The sequence below is a fragment of the Streptomyces sp. NPDC048275 genome (genome assembly GCF_040652275.1).
GTDB lineage: Bacteria > Actinomycetota > Actinomycetes > Streptomycetales > Streptomycetaceae > Streptomyces.
The window spans coordinates 1-21,676 of record NZ_JBEZLR010000055.1 but is presented as its reverse complement, the minus strand read 5'-3'; the positions used below and the strand labels follow the sequence as shown (position 1 = coordinate 21,676).

Genomic DNA, 21,676 nt, shown 5'->3' with positions numbered 1-21,676 from the left:
CTCGTGGAATCGATTACACGAAGGATTGGAATCGATTACACGGGGAATTGGCAAGAGCCGAAAGGCCCCCCGTGACCAGATCGTGATTAACCGCGCTCGGATGAGCGCAGGCGTGAGCTCCGGCCGGGGGCGCTGATCGCTTTCCGGATCGCCTCCCATTCCGCCCCGGGATCGCTCCCCCTTCCGCCCGGGGTGCTGTCAGTCGGACCCGATACCGTCGGCTCATGTCCAAGCAGGCGGGGAACGGGGTGCGGCAGCTTGCCGTGCTGGAAGGCGTCCTTGAGCGAATCACGTACGCCAACGAGGAGAACGGGTACACGGTCGCCCGCGTCGACACCGGCAGAGGCGGCGGCGACCTCCTCACGGTCGTCGGCGCGCTGCTCGGTGCCCAGGTCGGCGAGTCGCTCCGGATGGAGGGCCTCTGGGGCTCCCACCCGCAGTACGGCAAGCAGTTCACGGTGGAGAACTACACGACCGTCCTCCCGGCCACCGTCCAGGGCATCCGCCGCTACCTGGGCTCGGGTCTGGTCAAGGGGATCGGCCCCGTCTTCGCCGACCGCATCACCCAGCACTTCGGCCTGGACACCCTCCAGATCATCGAGGAGGAGCCGAAGCGGCTCATCGAGGTCCCCGGCCTCGGACCCAAGCGCACCAAGAAGATCGCCGACGCCTGGGAGGAGCAGAAGGCGATCAAGGAGGTCATGCTCTTCCTCCAGACCGTCGAGGTGTCGACGTCGATCGCCGTGCGCATCTACAAGAAGTACGGCGACGCCTCCATCTCCGTCGTCAAGAACCAGCCCTACCGCCTGGCCTCCGACGTCTGGGGCATCGGCTTCCTCACCGCCGACAAGATCGCCCAGTCCGTCGGCATCCCGCACGACAGCCCGGAGCGCGTCAAGGCGGGCCTCCAGTACGCCCTTTCGCAGTCCACCGACCAGGGCCACTGCTATCTCCCCGAGGAGCGCCTGATCGCGGACGCGGTGAAGCTGCTCCAGGTGGACACCGGCCTGGTCATCGAGTGCCTGGCCGAACTGGCGGCGCCGGCCGAGGACGGCGAGGACCCCGGTGTCGTACGGGAGAAAGTCCCCGGCCCCGACGGCGGGGAGCCCGTGACGGCCATCTACCTGGTCCCCTTCCACCGCGCCGAACTCTCCCTCTCCGCCCAGCTGTTGCGCCTCCTGCGCACCGGCCAGGACCGGATGCCCGGCTTCCACGACGTGGCCTGGGACAAGGCACTGACGTGGCTGAAGGGGCGTACGGGCGCGGAGTTGGCGCCCGAGCAGGAGGAGGCCGTCCGTCTCGCGCTGACCAAGAAGGTCGCGGTGCTCACCGGCGGCCCCGGCTGCGGCAAGTCGTTCACGGTCCGTTCGATCGTGGAGCTGGCGCGCGCGAAGGGGGCCAAGGTCGTCCTCGCCGCGCCCACCGGCCGCGCGGCCAAGCGGCTCGCCGAGCTGACCGGGGCCGAGGCCTCCACCGTGCACCGGCTGCTGGAGCTGAAGCCGGGCGGGGACGCGGCATACGACAAGGACCGGCCGCTGGACGCCGACCTGGTGGTCGTCGACGAGGCCTCCATGCTCGACCTGCTGCTCGCCAACAAGCTGGCCAAGGCGGTGCCTCCGGGCGCACATCTGCTGTTCGTGGGAGACGTGGACCAACTCCCCAGCGTCGGCGCGGGAGAGGTCCTGCGGGATCTGCTCGCCGACCACAGCCCGGTCCCGGCCGTCCGGCTCACCAGGGTCTTCCGCCAGGCCCAGCAGTCCGGCGTGGTGACCAACGCGCACCGGATCAACTCGGGACAGCACCCGGTCACCGACGGCATGAAGGACTTCTTCCTCTTCGTCGAGGACGACACCGAGGAGGCCGGCCGGCTCACGGTGGACGTGGCGGCACGGCGGATTCCGGCCAAGTTCGGGCTCGATCCGCGCCGGGATGTGCAGGTGCTGGCCCCGATGCACCGGGGCCCGGCGGGCGCGGGCAATCTGAACGGCCTGCTCCAGCAGGCCATCACGCCCGCCCGCCCCGACCTCCCCGAGAAGCGCTTCGGCGGCCGCGTCTTCCGCGTCGGCGACAAGGTCACCCAGATCCGCAACAACTACGAGAAGGGCGAGAACGGCGTCTTCAACGGCACCGTCGGCGTGGTCACCGCCCTGGACGCCGAGGAGCAGCGTCTGACCGTGCTGACCGACGAGGACGAGGAAGTGCCGTACGACTTCGACGAACTCGACGAGCTGGCCCACGCGTACGCGGTGACGATCCACCGCTCCCAGGGCAGTGAGTACCCGGCGGTGGTGATCCCGGTCACCACGGGCGCCTGGATGATGCTTCAGCGCAATCTGCTCTACACGGCGGTCACCCGCGCCAAGAAGCTGGTCGTCCTCGTCGGCTCCCGCAAGGCGATCGGCCAGGCGGTACGCACGGTGTCGGCCGGCAGGCGCTGCACGGCCCTGGACTTCCGGCTCTCACACGGCTGATGGGGCTCCACCGCCCCTCGATGGAGCCCCAGCCTCCCCTTGACGCCCCCTTCGGCAAAAATGATCGATCAAATTCGTCGTAAAGGTCACACAGCACTTCCGGAACCAGGGCGAAGGGGGGCAGGATGAGCAGGCTGGAGGCACTCAGTGCCGCCAATAGGCCCAATGGTCGACCCCGAGTGCACTCTCCAGGGCCAAATGGGGGATGGTAGAGACAGTCAGGGCACCTCGAAGAAGAGGCACAACGTCGGTGAGGGATGACGTGAGCGACAACTCTGTAGTACTGCGGTACGGCGATGGCGAGTACACCTACCCGGTGATCGACAGCACCGTCGGCGACAAGGGCTTCGACATCGGGAAGCTCCGCGCCCAGACCGGGCTGGTGACGCTGGACAGCGGTTACGGGAACACCGCCGCCTATAAATCCGCGATCACCTATCTCGATGGCGAGCAGGGAATCCTTCGGTACCGCGGCTACCCGATCGAGCAGCTGGCCGAGCGCTCCACCTTCCTTGAGGTGGCCTCTCTGCTGATCAACGGCGAGCTGCCGAACGTGGACGAGCTCTCCACCTTCAAGAACGAGATCACGCAGCACACTCTGCTGCACGAGGACGTCAAGCGCTTCTTCCAGGGCTTCCCGCGCGACGCCCACCCGATGGCGATGCTGTCGTCGGTGGTCAGTGCCCTGTCGACGTTCTACCAGGACAGCCACAACCCGTTCGACGAGAAGCAGCGTCACCTCTCGACGATCCGCCTTCTCGCCAAGCTTCCGACGATCGCGGCGTACGCGTACAAGAAGTCGATCGGCCACCCCTTCGTCTACCCGCGCAACGACCTCGGGTACGTCGAGAACTTCCTGCGCATGACCTTCTCGGTCCCCGCCCAGGAGTACGAGCTCGACCCGGTCGTCGTCTCCGCGCTCGACAAGCTGCTCATCCTGCACGCTGACCACGAGCAGAACTGTTCGACCTCCACCGTGCGTCTGGTGGGCTCGTCGCAGGCGAACATGTTCGCCTCGATCTCGGCCGGTATCTCGGCGCTCTGGGGCCCGCTGCACGGCGGCGCCAACCAGTCCGTGCTGGAGATGCTGGAGGGCATCCAGGCCTCCGGCGGCGACGTCGACTCCTTCATCCGCAAGGTGAAGAACAAGGAGGACGGCGTCCGCCTGATGGGCTTCGGCCACCGCGTCTACAAGAACTTCGACCCCCGCGCGAAGATCATCAAGGCGGCCGCGCACGATGTCCTCTCGGCGCTCGGCAAGTCCGACGAGCTGCTGGACATCGCGCTCAAGCTCGAGGAGCACGCGCTCTCCGACGACTACTTCGTCTCGCGCAGTCTCTACCCGAACGTGGACTTCTACACCGGCCTGATCTACCGCGCCATGGGCTTCCCGACCGAGATGTTCACGGTCCTGTTCGCCCTCGGCCGCCTCCCGGGCTGGATCGCTCAGTGGCACGAGATGATCAAGGAGCCCGGCTCCCGCATCGGCCGCCCGCGCCAGATCTACACGGGTGTGGTCGAGCGCGACTTCGTCCCGGTCGAGGCCCGCTGACCCCGGTTACCTGCGGTTCTTCTACGGCACCCCAAACGACGGTGCCCTACGGCGAGTGAGCCGAAGGGGCGCGCCGGAGGCGAACCGAGCCCCAAAAAATACGGAAAGCGCCCTGCTACCGGTCCCCCCACGGGCCGGAAGTCAGGGCGCTTTCCTTGTCCCGGTGCGGATTCCCCCCACGGGATCCGGCCGGGCGTCTGTGGACAGCGCCTGAATCGCTGCGAGCTTGCCGGCGGCTTGCTCCGGGGCTGCCGTGAGCAAAACGAGCAAAACTCTAGGTACTGCGGTGCGGTCTGCCGGGACCCGTACCGACGGGAGGGCCGCTCAAAGCTCCCCGCTGCACGTGCCCCGGCAACGCAATTCCGGGAACGTCCCCCAAGACATCCCCCGATGCCAGAAACGCCCCCCAAGACGTCGCCGGCATCGCCAACTTAGACTCACGAACCCCTTCGTTGGTTACGTTCACATCACTGTGATCTGCGTCTCTTGCATATGTCCTGAAGATGCGCAAGAGCCCCCAAAAGGCAACCGGGGCCAAGCGTAAGGATGATGCGCGAGCCTTGTGAAGAGCTTATGTGAGGCTTCCGTTGGACTCTAGGGGGACTCTTACTCCGTCGTCATGAGAATGCCCTGAGACGAAGACTGTTCGTCACCACGAAGACCGACGAGAAGGCCATCGCGGCCCCTGCGATCATGGGGTTGAGGAGTCCCGCCGCGGCGAGCGGCAGCGCCGCCACGTTGTAGCCGAAGGCCCAGACCAGATTTCCCTTGATCGTGGACAGGGTCCTGCGCGACAGCCGGATCGCGTCGGCCGCCACCCGCAGATCCCCACGGACCAGCGTCAGATCGCTCGCCTCGATCGCCGCGTCCGTGCCTGTGCCCATGGCCAGGCCCAGGTCGGCGGTGGCGAGGGCCGCCGCGTCGTTCACCCCGTCCCCGACCATCGCGACGGTCCGCCCCTCGGCCCGCAGCCGCTCGACGACGTGGACCTTCTCCTCGGGCAGTACCTCGGCGATCACATCCGCGCGATCGATGCCGACGGCACGCGCCACCGACTCCGCGACCGCCCGGTTGTCGCCGGTCAGCAGGACGGGCGTGAGCCCCAGGGCGCGCAGTTCGCGCACGGCCTGCGCGCTGGTCTCCTTGATCGCGTCGGCGACGGTCAGGACGCCGAGTGCGACCCCGTCCCGGGTGACCACGACGGCCGTCCGCCCCGCCGCCTCGGCCTCTGCCTTGGCGCGGGCCAACTCCTGGGGAAGCGCGACCTGGGCGAGTACGCCGTCATGACGTACGCCCTCATGACGCGCCCCCTCGTGACCTGCGCCCGCATGGAGCGCGCCCTCATGGAACCGTCCCACCCGGACGTCGTAGCCCTCCACCCGCCCGCGTACGCCGAGCCCCGGGACGTTCTCGAAGTCCTCCACCGGGGGAAGCGTCCCAGCGCGCTTCTGAGCGCCCGCGGCGATCGCCCGGGCCACCGGATGCTCGGAGGCGTGTTCCAGGGCGCCGGCGAGCCGCAGGAGCCCCTCCTCGTCGGTGCCCGCGGCGACGTACACCTCCTGGAGTGTCATCTGTCCCGTCGTCACCGTCCCGGTCTTGTCCAGGACGACGGTGTCGACGCGGCGCGTGGACTCCAGGACCTCGGGGCCCTTGATGAGGATGCCGAGCTGGGCGCCCCGCCCGGTGCCGACCATCAGGGCGGTCGGGGTCGCGAGACCGAGGGCGCAGGGGCAGGCGATGATCAGCACCGCGACGGCCGCGGTGAAGGCGGCGACCGTGTCACCCGTGACGCCGAGCCAGACCCCGAAGGTGCCGAGCGCGATCAGCAGCACCACGGGCACGAAGATCCCGGAGACCCGGTCGGCGAGGCGCTGTACCTCGGCCTTGCCGTTCTGCGCGTCCTCGACGAGCCGTGCCATCCGCGCGAGCTGCGTGTCCGCGCCGACCCGGGTCGCCTCGACGACGAGCCGCCCGCCGGCGTTCACGGTCGCGCCGGCCACCACGGAGCCGACGGCGACGTCGACGGGTACCGACTCGCCGGTCAGCATGGACGCGTCGACCGCGGAGGCGCCCTCGACGACGGTGCCGTCGGTGGCTATTTTCTCGCCGGGCCGTACGACGAAGCGGTCGCCCACCTCGAGTTGTGCGACGGGGATCCGGACCTCACGACCGTCCCGCAGTACGGCGACGTCCTTGGCGCCCAGTTCGAACAGCGCCCTGAGGGCGGCTCCGGCGCGCCGCTTGGAACGGGCCTCCAGGTAGCGGCCGAGCAGGATGAGAGCGACGACACCCGCGGCGACTTCGAGGTAGATCGTCGACGACCCGTCCGTACGCGAGACGGTGAGGTCGAAGCCGTGCCGCATGCCCGGCATCCCCGCGTGCCCCCAGAACAGCGCCCACAGGGACCAGCCGAAGGCGGCGAGCGTGCCGACCGAGACGAGCGTGTCCATGGTGGCCGCGCCGTGCCGCGCGTTCGTCAGCGCGGCCCGGTGGAAGGGCAGCCCGCCCCAGACGACGGCGGGCGCGGCGAGCGTCAGGGAGAGCCACTGCCAGTTGTCGAACTGGAGGGCCGGGACCATCGACAGCAGGACGACGGGGAACGCGAGGAGGGCGGATACGACGAGGCGTCCGCGCAGGGAGGCCAGTTCGGGGTCCTCGGCGGGCGCCGTTTCCTCAAGAGAGGGCGTGGGAGGCGGGGGCTCCTCGGCCGTGTAGCCCGTCTTCGTGACGGTGGCGATCAGATCGGCGACCCGTATCCCCTCCGGGTACGAGACCTTCGCTCTCTCCGTCGCGAAGTTGACCGTGGCGGTGACGCCGTCCATGCGGTTGAGCTTCTTCTCGACGCGGGCCGCGCAGGAGGCGCAGGTCATGCCGCCGATACTCAGCTCGATCTCCGTTGTGGGTGACGTCGCCGCCGACGTTTCCGCTGAGGTCTCCGCTGACGTATCCGCTATGGATGAGTCGGGTGCTGCGATGGTCATGGTCGGGCTCCATTGACTGAGCCGGGCCGTACGGAGCCAGTATCAGCTGGTCGGTACGGCCCGGTGTGGAGAGGCATGTGCAGGGAGAGTGCTCAAGCCTTGTCGGCGAGCTCGAAGCCCGCCTCGTCGACGGCGGCGCGCACGGCCTCCGCGTCGAGCGGTACGGCGGAGACCACGGTGACCTCGCCGGTGGCCGCCACGGCCGTCACCGAGCTGACGCCGGCGATCTGGGAGAGCTCACCGGAGACGGAGCCTTCACAGTGTCCGCAGCTCATACCGCTCACCTGGTAGACGGTCGTGATGGAACCCGGGGCGTCGGTCTGCGCGGTCATGGCGTTGCTCCTCGTCGAGGCGTGTGGGGCTCGGGTGACTCCAAAGTATACCCCTAGGGGGTACTTCTCCAAGTAGGGGCACGCCGCGCCGGTGAGCACATGCAGCCGATTTGTCCGAACCTTGTGACGCTTGTCCGCCGTCGCCGTCCCGGCCGCTCATTCCGGCCGCGGCGGCACGGCCCTCACCGGCACCGCGCTCGCACGGTGCCGGAACAGGGCAAGCCCGAGGCTCGCAGCTAGCGTTCGCCCCGGAACGGTGATCTCCGGGTGGAGGGGCGAGACGGATGCGGGCAGTGGTGTTCGAGCGGTACGAGGAGCCTGCCGAGGTACGTGAGGTGGCGGACCCGGCGCCCGCGGATCACGGGGTGGTGGTGCGGGTCGAGTCCACCGGGCTGTGCCGGAGCGACTGGCACGGCTGGATGGGGCACGACCCGGACATCAGGCTGCCCCATGTGCCGGGCCACGAACTCGCCGGAGTCGTCGAGGCGGTGGGCGCCCGGGTGACAGGCTGGCGCCCGGGCGACCGGGTCACCGTTCCGTTCATCTGCGCCTGCGGCAGCTGTCCGTCCTGCGCGGCGGGCGACCAGCAGGTGTGCGAGCGGCAGACCCAGCCGGGATTTACGCACTGGGGATCCTTCGCGCAGTACGTGGCACTCGACCACGCCGACGTGAACCTGGTCGCGGTGCCGGACGAGCTGTCCTTCGCTACGGCGGCCTCCCTGGGCTGCCGGTTCGCCACGGCGTTTCGCGCGGTGGTCGCGCAGGGCCGGGTGGCGGCGGGGGAGTGGGTCGCGGTGCACGGCTGCGGCGGCGTGGGACTGTCGGCCGTGATGATCGCGGCGGCCTGCGGCGCACGGGTCGTCGCCGTCGACCTCTCGCCCCGGGCCCTGGACCTGGCACGGAAGTTCGGGGCGGCGGAGGTGGTGGACGGCTCGCGGGTCGGCGACACGGCGGAGGCGGTGCGCGAGCTGACGGGCGGCGGCGCCCACCTCTCCCTCGACGCGCTCGGCTCCCCGGCCATCTGCGCGGCCTCGGTGCGGGGGCTGCGCCGGCGCGGGCGTCATGTCCAGGTCGGCCTGCTGCCCCAGGACCCCGAGGTCCCGATGGGCCGCGTGATCGGCCTCGAACTGGAACTCCTGGGCAGCCACGGCATGCCGGCGCACGCCTACCCGCGGATGCTGGAGCTGGTGCGCGCCGGGGTACTCCGGCCCGACCTCCTGGTCACCTCCACCATCCCGCTGGACACGGCCCCGGCCGCGCTGGCCGCGATGGGCACGGCACCGGGAGCCGGAGTGACGGTCATCGAGCCGTGGAGCTGACCGCCCCACCCTCGGGGTGCCCCCGGTGGACCGCCCACTCGTCGGCGAGAATCGCCATGAGCGTTTCGTCCACCCACACACCGTCCCGCAGCTGAGCCTGCCGCCGCACGCCTACCTCCACGAACCCGACCTTCTCGTAGACGCGGCGGGCACGATGGTTGTGGGTGTACGCCTCCAACGAGATCCGGTGCAGGCCCAGTCGCTCGAAGCCGTGGCCGACGATGAGCCGGGTGGCCTCCGTACCGATCCCCTTCCCCCGCCCGCGGGGCCCGATGAGCGTGCGGAAGGTGCAACTGCGATCGGCCGGATTCCAGTCGTGGAGGACGACCTCGCCCACGAGTTCGCCGGTGCCACGGTCGGTGACGGCCAGGTCCAGCCGGTCGGCCTGGGCGGCGCGGGAGCCGTACCAGGAGCGCAGCCGCTGCGGGGTGATTTCGGTGGACGGTTCGAAGGTGAAGCGGATGACCTCCGGGTCCTTGAGGATCTCCGCGATGCCGATCGCGTCGTCCTCGGTGAAGGGGTGCAGAACGGTCTTCTGGCCGGTGAGGACGGGTTTGAGGGAGAAGTCGGCGGGGCTCATCCCGAGATTGAACCGCGTGCCCCGTCCCGGCGCACTGGGCGGGGACGGGGTGCGGGTTGAGTGCCTGTGGCTTCAGTCTCTGCGGCCGCGGTTTCCCGGGCGGGAGGCGACCCAGAGTCTGACGGTCTCCGGGTACCAGTAGGGCTTTCCGTTCTCCACGTGGTCGGGCGGGGGCAGCAGCCCGTGCTTGCGGTACGACCGTACGGTGTCCGGCTGCACCTTGATGTGCGCCGCGATCTCCTTGTACGACCAGAGCCTACGGTCGGTCATGGTGGCACCTCCCTGCGCGCACCGCGGCGGCGGCCGGGGGCGGCCGTCGGGGGAGCCGAGCGCTGCGCTGGCGATCACAAAGCCTGTGCCCCGTGAACGACGCAGCGTGATCGCTGGGAAGTGCCTGTCGACTGGGTGTGACCGAAGACCCGCGTACTCGCGACATGCGTGACAGGGAGGTGTTTTTTGTGACACGCGTGACGCATTAGGCCTCAAGGGCTCAGCACCTCAGCACCTCAACGCCTCAAGGCAAAGCCCCTACGCCCCGCACGACCGCAAGAACGCCCGGGTCCGCTGAGCGATCGGCAGTGGCTTGTCCGGCGGGCACGGGTACATGTCCTGCTCGACGATCGCGAAGAGGTCGACGTCGAGCTTCCGGGCCGCCGCGAGCACCGGCTCCAGCGCCGGGACGCCGGACGGCGGTTCGCACATCACGCCACGGGCGACGGCCGGCCCGAACGGCACCTCGTTCGCCCGCACCTCGGCCAGGATCTCCGGATCCACCTGCTTGAGGTGGAGGTACCCGATGCGCTCCCCGTACGTCTCGATGAGCTTGACGTTGTCGCCGCCGCAGTAGGCGTAGTGGCCCGTGTCGAGGCACAGCGACACCAGCGACGAGTCGGTCGCGTCGAGGAAACGCGTGACGTTCTCCTCGCTGTCGATGTGCGTGTCGGCGTGCGGGTGGACGACGATGCTCAGCCCGTAGCGCTCCCGCACCTCCCGGCCGAGCCGCTCGGTCTGCGTGGTGAGATCGCGCCACTGTGCCGGCGTGAGCGTGCTGTCCTCCAGCACCTCGCCGGTCTTGTCGTCCCGCCAGAAGGCCGGGATGACGACGAGGTGCTCGGCGCCCATCGCCTGGGTGAGCGCCGCGATGTCCGAGACGTGCGCCCAGGTGGCGTCCCACACCTCGGGACCCCGGTGCAGCCCGGTGAAGACGGTGCCGGCCGACACGGTGAGCCCGCGCCGCGCGGTCTCCTCCTTGAGGACGGCCGGATCGGTGGGCAGATAGCCGTACGGGCCCAGCTCGATCCACTCGTACCCGGACTGCGAGACCTCGTCGAGGAAGCGCTGCCAGGGGACCTGCTGGGGGTCGTCGGGGAACCAGACGCCCCAGGAGTCGGGCGCCGAACCGATCCGGATGCGGGACAGTGAGGACTGAGGTGAAGCCTGCGGTGACAACGACGTCATGGGCGTCAGCTTCCGACGACCCGGGGGAGGTGTCAAGGCCTGGTCCGAATGTCTGGACAAACTGTTGACAGGGCTCCCCGTGCGGGACTAGACCTGTGGACAGCCGAAGCGAAGGGAACTCGATGGCGTACGACCTGATCACCATGGGGCGGATAGGCGTGGACCTCTATCCGTTGCAGACGGGGGTCCCGCTGGCGCAGGTCTCGTCCTTCGGGAAGTTCCTCGGCGGATCGGCGACGAACGTCGCGGTGGCCGCGGCCCGGCTGGGACGGCGTACCGCGGTGATCACGCGTACGGGTGACGATCCCTTCGGCGTGTACCTCCACGAGGCACTGCGCGGCTTCGGCGTCGACGACCGCTGGGTCACCCCGGTGGCGGGCCTGCCGACCCCGGTCACGTTCTGCGAGGTGTTCCCGCCGGACGACTTCCCGCTGTATTTCTACCGGCGGCCCAAGGCCCCGGACCTGGAGATCGACGCGCACGAACTCGACCTGGACGCCGTCCACGAGGCGCGCATCTTCTGGATGACGGGGACCGGCCTGAGCGAGGAGCCCAGCCGTACGGCGACACTCGCCGCGCTCGCCCACCGGGCCAAGTCCGGTACGACGGTCTTCGACCTCGACTGGCGGCCCATGTTCTGGAAGGACCCCGACTCGGCCCGGCCTTTCTACGCCGAGGCCCTGCGCCACACCACCGTCGCCGTCGGCAACATCGACGAGGTCGAGATCGCCACCGGCGAGCGCGAACCGCACGCGGCGGCGACCGCCCTCCTCGAAGCCGGTGTGGAACTCGCCGTCGTCAAGCAGGGCCCCAAGGGCGTCCTCGCCGTCCACCGCGACGGCACCTCCGCCGAGGTCCCGCCCCTCCCGGTGACGGTCCTCAACGGGCTCGGTGCCGGCGACGCGTTCGGCGGCTCCCTCTGCCACGGCCTGCTCGCCGGCTGGGACCTGGAGCGGATCATGCGGCACGCGAACGCCGCGGGCGCCATCGTCGCCTCCCGCCTGGAGTGCTCCTCCGCGATGCCGACCCCCGAAGAGGTCGAGGACGCGCTCACGGCAGGAGTGGTCCGATGAAGGCGGGACACGAAGGGGGCGCCCCCTCCTCGTACGCAAGACACGGCGGCATCGACATCGCCGAGCTCGTCCGTCTGCGCACCCATCACCCCGAGGCCGTCGCCGAAGCCGCCGCCCGTCGCCCCCGCCGCCCGCTCGTCGACGACACCGGCCGGCTGATGATCGTCGCGGCGGACCACCCGGCCCGTGGGGCCCTCTCCGTCGGTGACCGGAAGTTCGCCATGGCGAACCGTGCCGACCTCCTGGAGCGGCTCTGCCTGGCCCTCTCCCGCCCCGGCGTCGACGGTGTGCTCGCCACCGCCGACATCCTCGACGACCTGCTGCTCCTCGGTGCCCTCGACCACAAGGTGATCCTCGGCTCGATGAACCGCGGCGGCCTGGCGGGCGCCTCCTTCGAACTGGACGACCGCTTCACCGGCCACCGCCCCCAGGACATCGAGCGGCTCAACTTCGACGCGGGCAAACTGCTGCTGCGCATCGACTACGACGATCCGGGCTCGCTGCGCACCCTGGAGTCCACCGCCCGAGCCGTCGACGAGATGGCGCAGCGTCGGCTCCCGGTCTTCGTCGAGCCGTTCCTCAGCCGCCGCACCCCCGAAGGCAAGCTGGTCAATGACCTGAGCGCCGAGGCCGTCATCAAGTCCATCGCCATCGCCAGCGGCCTGGGCGGCAGTTCGGCCTACACCTGGCTGAAGGTGCCCGTCACCGAGAACCCCGACGACATGGCCCGCGTCATGGAGACCTCCACCCTGCCCGCCGTACTGCTGGGCGGCGACGTCGGCGAGGACCAGGAGGGCGCGTACGAGAAGTGGCGCGGCGCGCTGCAACTCCCCACCGTGCAGGGACTGGTCGTCGGCCGCTCGCTGCTCTACCCGGCCGACGGGGACGTGACCGCCGCCGTGGACACCGCCGTAGGACTGCTGTGAGGACCCGATGACCAGCCACCAGCTGTACGTCCCCAAGGGCGCCGCCGCCGACGCGAACTACACGCTCGACATCGACCCCGAGCGCGCCGGCTGGACCCACAGCAGTCTGCGCGTGGTGGAGCTCGGGCCGGGCGGCACACACACGTTCACCACCGGCGACAGCGAGTGGATCGTGCTTCCGCTGAGCGGCGGCTGTACCGTTCGCATAGAGGACAAAGAGTTCCAAATCCTGGGCAGGGACAGTGTGTTCGCGGGGGTCACCGACTTCGCGTACGTACCCCGTGACGCCCGGGCACAGATCACCTCCGGCGCGGGAGGCCGCTTCGCCCTGGCAGGAGCGAAGTGCGAGCGCCAACTCCCCGCCCGCTACGGCCCCGCGCCGGAGGTTCCCGTCGAAGACCGCGGCAGCGGCACCTGCGCCCGCCAGGTGCGCAACTTCGCCTCCGCCGACGCCTTCGACTGCGACAGGCTCATCGCCGTCGAGGTCATCACCCCCGGCGGCAACTGGTCCTCCTATCCGCCGCACAAGCACGACGAGCACCGGCCCGGAATCGAGTCGGAACTCGAGGAGATCTACTACTTCGAGATCGACGGGCCGAACGGATTCGGCTATCAACGCGTATTCCCTTCCCGAGACGGCGGCAGCGACGTCCTCGCCGAAGTCCGCACCGGCGACGCAGTGCTGGTCCCCGACGGCTGGCACGGCCCGTCCATTGCGGCGCCCGGGCACACCATGTACTACCTGAACGTGATGGCGGGACCGGGCGAGGAGCGGGAATGGCGGATCTGCTTCCACCCGGAACACGTAGACAACACTGCAAGCACAGAGGGATACCGATGACCTCAACGACGAGGCTGACGGTCGCACAGGCGCTGGTGCGCTTCCTGGCCGCCCAGTACACCGAACGGGACGGCGAACGGCAGCGGCTGATCGGCGCCACCTGGGGCATCTTCGGCCACGGCAACGTCGCCGGGATCGGCCAGGCGCTCATCGAGTACGCGGACGACATGCCGTACCACCAAGGGCGCAACGAACAGTCCATGGTGCACGCGGCGGTCGGCTATGCCCGCCAGTCCAACCGGCTGTCGACGCACGCCGTGACCACCTCCATCGGCCCCGGCGCGACGAACCTCGTCACCGGCGCCGCCCTCGCGACGATCAACCACCTCCCGGTGCTGCTGCTCCCCGGCGACACCTTCGCGACCCGCCCGGCCGACCCGGTGCTCCAGCAGCTCGAACTCCCGTACGCGGGCGATGTGTCGGTCAATGACTGTCTGCGCCCGGTGTCGAAGTACTTCGACCGCGTCACCCGTCCCGAGGCGCTCATCCCGGCCGCCCTCCAGGCCATGCGGGTGCTGACCGACCCGGTCGAGACCGGCGCCGTCACGCTCGCGCTGCCGCAGGACGTGCAGGCGGAGGCGTACGACTGGCCGGAGGAGTTCTTCGCGGAGCGGACGTGGTCCGTGCGCCGCCCCGCGCCCGACGCGTCCGAGCTGGCCGCCGCCGTACACACGATCCGCGAGGCCCGGCGTCCCCTCATCGTCGCGGGCGGCGGTGTCCACCACAGCCGCGCAGAGGAGGCGCTCGCCGAACTCGCCACCGCCACCCGCATCCCCGTCGCTTCCACCCAGGCGGGCAAGGGGGTCCTGAGCTGGGACCACCCCCAGGACGTCGGCGGCATCGGCCACACCGGCACGGCGACCGCCGACGAACTCGCCCGCACCGCCGACCTGGTGATCGGCGTCGGCACCCGCTACAGCGACTTCACCACCGCCTCCGGCACCCTCTTCAACGCCTCGGGCGTCCGCTTCCTGAACCTGAACATCGCGCCGTACGACGGTCACAAGCTGTCCGGACAGACGCTGATCGCGGACGCGCGCGTAGGGCTCGAGGAGCTCACCGAGGCGCTCATGCTGCACGACCACCGCGCCGAGCCCGCCTATGTCACCGAGTACACGGACGACAAGGAGCGCTGGGAGTACCGGGTCGACGCGGCCTACGAGTCCGAGGACCCGGACATTCGGCCCACCCAGCCACAGGTCCTCGGCGTTCTCGACGAGTTGGTCACCGAGGACGACATCCTGATCAACGCGGCCGGTTCGCTCCCCGGTGACCTGCACAAACTGTGGCGGACGCGCTCACGCGACCAGTACCACGTCGAGTACGGCTACTCGTGCATGGGCTATGAGATCCCGGCCGCGATCGGCGTGCGGATGGCGGCCCCCGACCGTCCCGTGTGGGCGCTGGTCGGCGACGGCACGTATCTGATGATGCCGACGGAGATCGTCACCGCCGTGCAGGAGGGGATCGCCATCAAGGTCCTCATACTCCAGAACCACGGGTACGCCTCCATCGGCGGCCTCTCCGAGTCCGTGGGCGGCGAGCGGTACGGCACCGCGTACCGTTACCGCTCCGAGGACCGTACGTACACGGGGGCGCCGCTGCCCGTCGACCTCGCCGCCAACGCGGCCAGCCTCGGCATGCGGGTGCTGCGCGCGAAGACGGTGCGTGACCTGCGGGCGGCCCTTGCCGAGGCGCGCGCCGCGGACACTCCCACATGTGTCTACGTGGAGACCGAAACGGCAGACACAGTGTCGGGGGCGCCCCCGGCCCAGGCCTGGTGGGATGTACCTGTGGCCGAGACCGCGACCCGATCGTCGGCGGTCAAGGCGCGCGAGGAGTACGACCGGCACGTCGCCGCCCGACGCCGCCATCTGTGAAGGAGTTCTTGGTCATGACGAAGATCGTCAACCACTGGATCGGCGGCAAGACCGTCGACGGCGCGTCGGGTACGTACGGGCCGGTCACCGACCCGGCGACCGGCGCGGTCACCACGAAGGTCGCCTTCGCGACGGTCGACGAGGTGGACGCCGCGGTCGCCGCCGCGAAGGACGCCTACGCGACCTGGGGCCAGTCCTCGCTGGCCAAGCGGTCCACGATCCTGTTCAAGTTCCGCGCGCTGCTCGACGCCCACCGCGACGAGATCGCCGAGCTGATCACCGCCGAGCACGGCAAGGTGCACTCGGACGCGCTCGGCGAGGTCGCGCGCGGCCTGGAGATCGTCGACCTGGCGTGCGGGATCACCGTGCAGCTGAAGGGCGAGCTGTCGACCGAGGTGGCCTCCAAGGTCGACGTGGCCTCGATCCGGCAGCCGCTGGGCGTCGTCGCGGGCATCACGCCGTTCAACTTCCCGGCCATGGTGCCGATGTGGATGTTCCCGATCGCCATCGCGTGCGGCAACACCTTCGTACTGAAGCCGTCGGAAAAGGACCCGTCGGCGGCGATGAAGGTCGCCGAGCTGCTGGCCGAGGCGGGTCTGCCGGACGGCGTGTTCAACGTCGTCCACGGGGACAAGGTGGCCGTCGACCGCCTGCTCGAGCACCCGGACGTGAAGGCCGTGTCCTTCGTCGGTTCCACGCCCATCGCCCGCTACATCCACACCACCGCCGCCGCGAACCACAAGCGCGTCCAGGCCCTGGGCGGTGCCAAGAACCACATGCTGGTCCTCCCGGACGCGGACCTGGACGCGGCGGCGGACGCGGCCGTGTCCGCGGCCTACGGTTCGGCCGGCGAGCGCTGCATGGCGATCTCCGCCGTCGTGGCCGTCGGCTCGATCGGCGACGCGCTGGTCGACAAGATCCGCGAGCGCGCCGAGAAGATCAAGATCGGCCCCGGCAACGACCCGACCTCCGAGATGGGCCCGCTGATCACGGCCGCGCACCGCGACAAGGTGGCGTCCTACGTGGCGGGCGCGGCGGCGCAGGGCTCCGAGGTCGTCCTCGACGGCACCGGCTACACGGTGGAGGGCTACGAGGACGGTCACTGGATCGGCCTCTCGCTGCTGGACCGCGTCCCGGTGACCTCGGACGCGTACAAGGACGAGATCTTCGGCCCGGTGCTGTGCGTGCTGCGCGTCGACACGTACGAGGAGGGCGTGGCGTTGATCAACGCCTCGCCGTTCGGCAACGGCACCGCGATCTTCACCCGGGACGGCGGCGCCGCCCGTCGCTTCCAGCTGGAGATCGAGGCGGGCATGGTCGGCGTGAACGTACCGATCCCGGTGCCCGTCGGCTACCACTCCTTCGGCGGCTGGAAGGACTCCCTCTTCGGGGACCACCACATCTACGGCAACGACGGCACGCACTTCTACACCCGAGGCAAGGTCGTCACCACCCGCTGGCCGGACCCGGCCGACGCCCCGACCGGCGTCGACCTGGGCTTCCCGCGCAACCACTGAGGCCGTACGACCACTGGTGCCCCGCCCCTCGCACGAGGGGCGGGGCACCGTCGTGTTCAGCCCTGCTGCTCGGCAGCCTTCTTCATCAGCTCGGTCACGTCACCGGTCTGTGCCGCGGGCGGGGCCTTCACGTCGGCGGTGGCACCGAACTTCTCAAAGTCCATGGTGACCGTCACAGTGCCGAACGCCTCCTTCAGGCGCACCGGCAGGTCCTTGGCGCCGACCCAGACGTCCATGGTGATCGACTCGGAGCCGCCGGTCATGGAGTTGAAGAGGGTGTCCTGGTTCCCGGACCCGTAGGCGTCCTTGAACTTGCCCATGTGGTCCTTGTCGATCACGGCCCGGTAGTGGGTCGTGCTCTTCCCGTCGAGGGTCTCCTTGCCGAGGTCCTCGACGTCGTTCGCGTACTTGAGGCCCTTCATGGTGGTCGCCGGGCTGCCGGCGCCGGAGTTCCCGCTGAGCGCCTGGGCACCCTTTTCGCCGAACATGGCTGACGCGTCGACCTTCATCCACTCCTTGCCCTTGAGCGGACCGGAGGGCTGAGGGTCGGTGTCGTAGTAGTAGGCGCCGTCCACGAGCAGCATGCGGATCGACGGGTCGTCCGTCAGCGTCTCCATCTTCGCGGCCTTGGTGTCCATCTCGACGTCGTACGCGAAGCCGTCGCCCCAGGAGTAGGTGCCCTCCATGGCGATGGGGGTGCCGCCGTTCAGCTCGGTGGTCATCTTGACCTCGGCCGAGCCGAGCTGCTCGGTCCGGTCCGTCGCCCGCGTGAGCGCCGCCATGATCGTGTCGGCGTGACTGACCGCCTCGGCCGTCTTCTTCGTGGCCTCGGCGCTGCACGCGGTCGTCCCCGCCAGCGCCGCCGCGGCCACCCCCGCCCAGACCGCGATCCGTATGTGCTTCATGTGCCCCACCCCTAGCTGTGCTTCTTCTGTGGACGCAGGACTCTACCGTTCGGTAGACGTCCGGAGTGCGGACCAATCTCGGTGAATTTCGAGGCCTCGGCTGCGGTTCTCGTCATGAGGTGATGAAACGGGTAGCGCAGGCAACTTTCCGCTGCGACCTTAGAAAGCAAGGTCACAGTCTGTGAAATTCTGGTGATTGTCATATAGGGGCGTAAGGACCTGCGAAAGCGATGTGACTTGTGTCGCTCCGCTATTGCGGATTCCGTAGGCAAACAGCCATTGACGCAACGGTTTCCGTCAAGGTTCCATCAGCGCCGGGAGCGGACGAAGAGACGTACCACGTGAGCCGCCGGAGGCGATAACGCTCCCGCCCGGAACACCTGACGCCCGAGTCGATCGGAACCGCTTCATGGCCGACACGCTCCGCCCTGTCGAGACCGCCGCCCTGGACGCCGCCGCCACGGCGTCGGGCAGCCCCCAAAAGCTCAAGCGCTCCATCGGCATCGTCGGCGGCACCCTGCTCACGCTCTCCTGCGTGACGCCCGCCTCCACGCTCTTCGTGGTCGTGCCCGACCTGTTCGGCTCGCTCGGCACGGCGACCGCGCTGACCATCGCGATCGGCTCGCTGCTCTGTATCGCCGTGGCGCTCTGCTACTCGGAGCTGGGCACCCTCATCCCCAGCGCGGGCGGCGAGTACGCCATGGTGTCGACGCTGGCCGGACGGCTCGCGGGCTGGCTCGTCTTCGTGCTCTCCCTGTTGGTCGTCATGATCGTGCCGCCGGTGATCGCGATGGGCACGGCGGACTACCTGGCGCCGATCGTGCACCTCGACCCGTCACTGGCGGGCGCGGGCGTCATGCTGCTCGCCACTCTCGCGGGCCTGCTCGACCTGCGGGCCAACGCCTGGATCACCGGCGTCTTCCTGGTCCTGGAGGTCATCGCGGCGGCCGTCGTGGCGGTCCTGGGATTCGCGCACGGCGAGCGCGGCACCGGGAGCCTGGTGTCGATGCAGGTGGCGGGCTCGGCGGGCAACACGGACACCGTGACGGCCATGCTGATCGTCTCGGGGCTCGCGATCGCCCTCTTCATCACCCAGGGCTTCTCGACCGCGGTCTACCTCTCCGAGGAACTGGAGAACCCGCGCCGCAACGTGGCCCGTACGGTCCTTGCCACGCTCGCCATCTCGTCCGTGATCATCCTGGTCCCGGTCGTCGCGATCACCCTGGGCGCCCCGGACCTGTCGACCCTGACCGGCGGCGACATCAGCGGCATGGTCACGGCCTGGTCGAGCTCCGCCGTCGGCACCTTCGTCAGCCTCTGCGTGGCCCTCGCGATCATCAACGCGGGCATCGTCATGGTCATCCAGAACTCGCGGGTGCTGTTCGCCTCGGCCCGCGACAAGGCGTGGCCCGAGCCGGTCAACAAGGGCCTCTCGCGGCTCGGCCGCTTCGGCTCCCCCTGGGTCGCCACGCTCCTCGTCGGCGTCCCCGGCGCCCTCCTCTGCTTCGTCAACCTGGACACCCTGTACGGCGTGACCGGTGTGTCGGTGACGGGCATGTACCTGCTGGTCGCGGTCGCCGCGCTGCTCGCCCGACGCGGCAAGCACGCCCACACGCCCGCCTGGCGCATGCCGCTGTGGCCCGCGATGCCGCTCCTGCTGATCGCCGTCCTCGCGTACATCCTGAGCCGGCAGGAGGCGACCTACCTGCTGTGGACCGGAGGCATCACGGCCGTCGCCACCCTCTACTGGGCCTTCTACCTGCGGCCGCGCCGCGAGACCCGGTGGCTGGTGACGATCCCGGAGGACGCGCAGGCGTAAGCGACTTCACTCCGTGAAGTCCCACGTCATCACCGAGCACGTCCCGTCGTCCTTGCCGCCCGCGCTGCGATAGGTGGCGAGGGCGACGGGACGTGCTTCGGTGTCGATCAGCACCCACATGCCTTGACGTCCTCTCCAGCCCGAGGGCTGGAAATTCCGGTCCGTACCGCTTCGCGATACCACCTTGGGTTCCTGCTTCACGGGTCCGCGCCGGCCCTCCGGGCCGCTAGGGCGAGGATGCCCCACACCTTCACTCTGAAGGGTGGAGCACTGGGCAAGCGTTCGGTAGCAGCCGAGCTCGCGGGCCAGGTGTATTGATCACGAGCCGGCGTGCGGCAGCAGTCATCCCTTCACTCGGGGCACCGAGGTGATGAGGTCCCGCAGGCGCTCGGCGTACAGCCGCATGTTCTTGTACGCGATTTCGGTGTCCGGGTAGCGGCAGCCGAACCACAGGCCCTCGTGGAGCCGGTTGAACCAGACGCACGCCTTGTCGCCGTACGAGACCCTGATCAGTCCGTACGCCTTCTGGTCGGCCCAGCGATCGGAGCCGGGGATGCACCGGGCGTCGGTGAAGGAGACGATCGAGTACAGGTCGGGCGAGGTGGGGCGGAAGTCCGAGCCGAGCAGGCGCAGGACACGGGCGAGGGGCATGCGGGCCATCGTCCTGTTGGTCCGCAGCGTGGTGCGCACGGCTTCCAGGGTGCTGCGGAAGTCGGGGTCCTGCGCGACGGGCACCTCGATCGGCGCGCCGCCGACGTACCAGCCCACGGAGTCCGACCACTGGGACTTCACCCGGGTGTGGAACGGGACGATCGCGCGGTAGACGGGCTCTCCACCGATCTCGTGGGCGATGAGGCTCGTGGCGGCCAGGACACCGACCAGGCTCCCGCCGAAGGGACGGCAGTACGCCTCGAACGCGGCGGCGTCGTCCGCGCCCACGAGCATCTCGCGCATGAGTTTCTGGGTGGGCAGGTCCCCGTCGGGCTCCAGGCCGAGGTCGACGGGGAAGTTCGGCAGTTGCCCGCCGCACCGGTCGATGAACCCCCGCCAGCGGGCGACGATCTCGTGGGTGTCGTCGATCCGGTCCGCGGCCGCCCGCTCGCTCTCGCAGAAGTCGACGTAACTGGCGACCGGCGTCTTTGCCACGGTGCGGCCCTCGATGCCAGCCGTGTAGAACTCGTCGATCTCGGCGGGGATGCGCTGGATGGAGTAGGAGTCGACGTTGCTGTGGTCGAAGGCCATGTACACGCTCGCGCCGTCGTCCCGGACCACCGCCGTGTAGAGGAAGTTCGGCCAGCCGAGCGCGTCCGCCGCGATGTCGAAGCGGTACTGGAGATGCTGGACGAGTTCCGCCGCGTCGGCGAAGTCGCCGATCACTTCGCGGTGCAGTGACACATCCTCGGCGTCGAGCGTGAACCGGTGCATCTCGGCTCCCGACCAGCGGAAACCGCTGCGCAGAGTCTCGTGGCGCAGCGTCCAGCTGTGCAGCGCGTCCTGCAACGCGTCGAGGTCGACCCGGCCCGGGATGTCGAAGGCCGTGCCGCTCCAGGTCGGTACGAACAGGCCGTCCTCGCGTACGGAGCGGGCCGTTCTGATGTGCGATTCCTGGACGTATGCCGGTGGCCGCGAGTCCTCCGACAGGCCCGCCGCCGCTCCGACGGTCGCCGGCGAGAGCCCCCACTCGACGAGCCGCCCGGGCCGGACCTCACAGCGCTGGATGTCGGTCATTCGCACGGGCGTTTCCGTTCGCAGATGGGATCGGACCCGGTCAAGAGAACGCCCAGTGTGCGGCCGACGCACGCCATTCACCTGCGGTGTCCCGGTTTTCAGTGGATCGAGTGGCGTCTCGAACAACGGTGCTCGGCGCATCGTGCGTGACGTCGAGGCCGCTCCGGGCCGTTCCGCCGCCTTGGACCGACCGGCAATGGGAGGGCGGCGTCGCGGGGTCCGGCACGCACATCTGCCGCGTTGTCGTCGGTCGCGATGGCTCCGCCATCACTCCCTCCTCCGCCTTGCAGCTGC

16 protein-coding genes are annotated in these 21,676 nt (G+C 69.4%); 9 read left to right on the top strand and 7 right to left on the bottom strand.

Features of this window, described 5'->3' with window-relative positions; all coding sequences use genetic code 11:
• The first annotated feature begins 224 nt into the window (after positions 1–224).
• A complete protein-coding gene (locus tag AB0D57_RS28285; RefSeq protein ID WP_362078836.1) occupies positions 225–2,471 on the top strand; it encodes an ATP-dependent RecD-like DNA helicase in 2,247 nt (748 codons plus the stop codon).
• Positions 2,472–2,733: 262 nt separating this feature from the next.
• Positions 2,734–4,023 (top strand): citrate synthase, encoded by a 1,290-nt coding sequence (locus AB0D57_RS28280; RefSeq protein ID WP_362078833.1) that lies wholly within the window; start codon positions 2,734–2,736, stop codon positions 4,021–4,023.
• A gap of 617 nt (positions 4,024–4,640) precedes the next feature.
• On the opposite strand, the gene AB0D57_RS28275 is transcribed toward AB0D57_RS28280, so the two are convergent.
• Positions 4,641–6,977 (bottom strand): heavy metal translocating P-type ATPase, encoded by a 2,337-nt coding sequence (locus AB0D57_RS28275; RefSeq protein WP_362078932.1) that lies wholly within the window; start codon positions 6,975–6,977, stop codon positions 4,641–4,643.
• Positions 6,978–7,096: 119 nt separating this feature from the next.
• The gene (locus AB0D57_RS28270; RefSeq protein ID WP_362078830.1) at positions 7,097–7,336 is read right to left on the bottom strand and encodes a cation transporter; all 240 of its coding nucleotides are present in this window, start codon (positions 7,334–7,336) and stop codon (positions 7,097–7,099) included.
• Positions 7,337–7,620: 284 nt separating this feature from the next.
• Here AB0D57_RS28270 and AB0D57_RS28265 point away from each other — a divergent pair, with 284 nt between their 5' ends.
• The gene (locus AB0D57_RS28265; protein ID WP_362078827.1) at positions 7,621–8,655 is read left to right on the top strand and encodes a zinc-dependent alcohol dehydrogenase family protein; all 1,035 of its coding nucleotides are present in this window, start codon (positions 7,621–7,623) and stop codon (positions 8,653–8,655) included.
• On the opposite strand, the gene AB0D57_RS28260 is transcribed toward AB0D57_RS28265, so the two are convergent.
• From AB0D57_RS28260 to AB0D57_RS28250, 3 genes are all read right to left on the bottom strand, one after another.
• A complete protein-coding gene (locus AB0D57_RS28260) occupies positions 8,636–9,235 on the bottom strand; it encodes a GNAT family protein (RefSeq protein ID WP_362078824.1) in 600 nt (199 codons plus the stop codon). The genes AB0D57_RS28265 and AB0D57_RS28260 overlap by 20 nt on opposite strands.
• Positions 9,236–9,307: 72 nt before the next feature.
• A complete protein-coding gene (locus tag AB0D57_RS28255; RefSeq protein ID WP_362078821.1) occupies positions 9,308–9,505 on the bottom strand; it encodes a MerR family transcriptional regulator in 198 nt (65 codons plus the stop codon).
• Positions 9,506–9,763: 258 nt separating this feature from the next.
• Positions 9,764–10,693 carry a sugar phosphate isomerase/epimerase gene (locus tag AB0D57_RS28250; protein ID WP_362078818.1) on the bottom strand — a complete coding sequence of 310 codons (930 nt, stop codon included), beginning with the start codon at positions 10,691–10,693 and terminating at the stop codon, positions 9,764–9,766.
• A 122-nt stretch (positions 10,694–10,815) separates the two neighbouring features.
• On the opposite strand from AB0D57_RS28250, the gene iolC reads away from it, so the two are divergent.
• The 5 genes from iolC to mmsA are packed head-to-tail and all read left to right on the top strand — an operon-like array spanning position 10,816 to position 16,930.
• Entirely contained in the window at positions 10,816–11,766 is a 951-nt protein-coding gene (gene iolC / locus AB0D57_RS28245) for a 5-dehydro-2-deoxygluconokinase (RefSeq protein ID WP_362078929.1), read from the top strand.
• Entirely contained in the window at positions 11,763–12,692 is a 930-nt protein-coding gene (locus AB0D57_RS28240; RefSeq protein WP_362078815.1) for a deoxyribose-phosphate aldolase, read from the top strand. The genes iolC and AB0D57_RS28240 overlap by 4 nt, the downstream gene beginning before the upstream one ends.
• A 7-nt stretch (positions 12,693–12,699) precedes the next feature.
• Positions 12,700–13,533, top strand: a complete 834-nt coding sequence (gene iolB, locus AB0D57_RS28235; protein ID WP_362078812.1) for a 5-deoxy-glucuronate isomerase — start codon at positions 12,700–12,702, stop codon at positions 13,531–13,533.
• Complete coding sequence (gene iolD, locus AB0D57_RS28230) at positions 13,530–15,413, top strand: 3D-(3,5/4)-trihydroxycyclohexane-1,2-dione acylhydrolase (decyclizing) (protein ID WP_362078809.1); 1,884 nt, start codon at positions 13,530–13,532, stop codon at positions 15,411–15,413. The genes iolB and iolD overlap by 4 nt, the downstream gene beginning before the upstream one ends.
• Positions 15,414–15,427: 14 nt before the next feature.
• Entirely contained in the window at positions 15,428–16,930 is a 1,503-nt protein-coding gene (gene mmsA / locus AB0D57_RS28225; protein WP_362078805.1) for a CoA-acylating methylmalonate-semialdehyde dehydrogenase, read from the top strand.
• 56 nt (positions 16,931–16,986) lie between these two features.
• On the opposite strand, the gene AB0D57_RS28220 is transcribed toward mmsA, so the two are convergent.
• On the bottom strand, positions 16,987–17,835 hold the full coding sequence (locus tag AB0D57_RS28220) for a hypothetical protein (RefSeq protein WP_362078802.1): 849 nt from the start codon (positions 17,833–17,835) through the stop codon (positions 16,987–16,989).
• 409 nt (positions 17,836–18,244) lie between these two features.
• Between AB0D57_RS28220 and AB0D57_RS28215 the strand changes: the two genes are divergently transcribed.
• Positions 18,245–19,654 carry an APC family permease gene (locus AB0D57_RS28215; protein WP_362078799.1) on the top strand — a complete coding sequence of 470 codons (1,410 nt, stop codon included), beginning with the start codon at positions 18,245–18,247 and terminating at the stop codon, positions 19,652–19,654.
• Between the two features lie 342 nt (positions 19,655–19,996).
• Here AB0D57_RS28215 and AB0D57_RS28210 read toward each other — a convergent pair whose 3' ends face one another.
• A complete protein-coding gene (locus tag AB0D57_RS28210; RefSeq protein WP_362078796.1) occupies positions 19,997–21,388 on the bottom strand; it encodes a condensation domain-containing protein in 1,392 nt (463 codons plus the stop codon).
• Positions 21,389–21,676 lie beyond the last annotated feature (288 nt).

Bases quoted from the DNA above. Each gene is read 5' to 3' on its own strand.
- AB0D57_RS28285 (WP_362078836.1), top strand. From the start codon at position 225: ATGTCCAAGCAGGCGGGGAACGGGGTGCGGCAGCTTGCCGTGCTGGAA.
- AB0D57_RS28270 (WP_362078830.1), bottom strand. From the start codon at position 7,336: ATGACCGCGCAGACCGACGCCCCGGGTTCCATCACGACCGTCTACCAG.
- AB0D57_RS28265 (WP_362078827.1), top strand. From the start codon at position 7,621: ATGCGGGCAGTGGTGTTCGAGCGGTACGAGGAGCCTGCCGAGGTACGT.
- AB0D57_RS28260 (WP_362078824.1), bottom strand. From the start codon at position 9,235: ATGAGCCCCGCCGACTTCTCCCTCAAACCCGTCCTCACCGGCCAGAAG.
- AB0D57_RS28255 (WP_362078821.1), bottom strand. From the start codon at position 9,505: ATGACCGACCGTAGGCTCTGGTCGTACAAGGAGATCGCGGCGCACATC.
- AB0D57_RS28250 (WP_362078818.1), bottom strand. From the start codon at position 10,693: ATGACGTCGTTGTCACCGCAGGCTTCACCTCAGTCCTCACTGTCCCGC.
- iolC (WP_362078929.1), top strand. From the start codon at position 10,816: ATGGCGTACGACCTGATCACCATGGGGCGGATAGGCGTGGACCTCTAT.
- AB0D57_RS28240 (WP_362078815.1), top strand. From the start codon at position 11,763: ATGAAGGCGGGACACGAAGGGGGCGCCCCCTCCTCGTACGCAAGACAC.
- iolB (WP_362078812.1), top strand. From the start codon at position 12,700: ATGACCAGCCACCAGCTGTACGTCCCCAAGGGCGCCGCCGCCGACGCG.
- iolD (WP_362078809.1), top strand. From the start codon at position 13,530: ATGACCTCAACGACGAGGCTGACGGTCGCACAGGCGCTGGTGCGCTTC.
- mmsA (WP_362078805.1), top strand. From the start codon at position 15,428: ATGACGAAGATCGTCAACCACTGGATCGGCGGCAAGACCGTCGACGGC.
- AB0D57_RS28220 (WP_362078802.1), bottom strand. From the start codon at position 17,835: ATGAAGCACATACGGATCGCGGTCTGGGCGGGGGTGGCCGCGGCGGCG.
- AB0D57_RS28215 (WP_362078799.1), top strand. From the start codon at position 18,245: ATGGCCGACACGCTCCGCCCTGTCGAGACCGCCGCCCTGGACGCCGCC.